Below are 756 nucleotides of genomic sequence, written 5' to 3'. Positions count from 1 at the left end.
CGCCACGTCCGCTCCCGCCCCGGTGCGGCGCGGCGCGGCGGGAACGCCGTCGAACAGGCCCATGGCGCCTTCGGCCACCAGCAGTTCGGCCCCCTGCGCCGCCTCGGCCGCAAGCGCGTCGAGCAATGCGGGCGGCATGGCCCAGCTGTCGAGGTTGAGGCCCTCCCGGCCGGTAGCCGCGGCGTGGAAGGCGGGGTCGATGTAATCGGGGCCGGTCTTCACCGCCCGCACCTTCACACCGCGCTGGGCGAAGGCGGCGAGCAGCGCCAGCGTCACCGTGGTCTTGCCCGAGCCCGAGCGGGGCGCGCCGATGAGGAAGCCGCGCGCGCTCATGCTGCGGTCCCGCCGGCCGAAGGCCCTTCAAAGGCAGGGCCTTCGGGCCTATCACTCAGGCCATGAGCGTTGCGCCCGAATCCGATGGCCCGTCCGATCCGGAACCCGGCGGCCCGCATCTGCGGCGCGGCTGGACCACGGGCACCTGCGCCGCCGGTGCCGCCAAGGCCGCGTTCGCGGCCCTGGTGACGGGCGCCTTCCGGATCCGGTGGAGGTTCAGCTTTCCGGGCGGGGCGCGGCCCGCCTTCGCTCTGGCGCGGCAGGACCTGGGCGAGGAGAGCGCCACTGCCGGCATCGTCAAGGATGCTGGCGACGACCCGGACGTGACCCACGGCGCCCTGGTGCTCGCCACGGTGCGACGCGGCACGCCGGGGCGCCGGCGCACGTCCGCGCGGGCGGAGGGGTCGGCACCGCGTCAGCCCG

General features: G+C 75.9%; 1 protein-coding gene and 1 pseudogene. One reads left to right on the top strand and one right to left on the bottom strand.

All coding sequences use genetic code 11. The features are described 5' to 3' along the window. A partial coding sequence (locus AC2W7M_RS26645) for a nucleotide-binding protein (protein WP_486136206.1) occupies nucleotides 1-333 on the bottom strand: 333 nt, incomplete at its 3' end. Between the two features lie 62 nt (nucleotides 334-395). On the opposite strand from AC2W7M_RS26645, the pseudogene AC2W7M_RS26640 reads away from it, so the two are divergent. Further along, a pseudogene (locus tag AC2W7M_RS26640) lies at nucleotides 396-756 on the top strand (cobalt-precorrin-5B (C(1))-methyltransferase); the annotation flags it as partial.

It is taken from the genome of Xanthobacter sp. BG11Y11_SDJG, from assembly GCF_057364445.1.
Note: the sequence above shows the minus strand (reverse complement) of the source record. Positions and strands in the feature narration are given on the sequence as shown.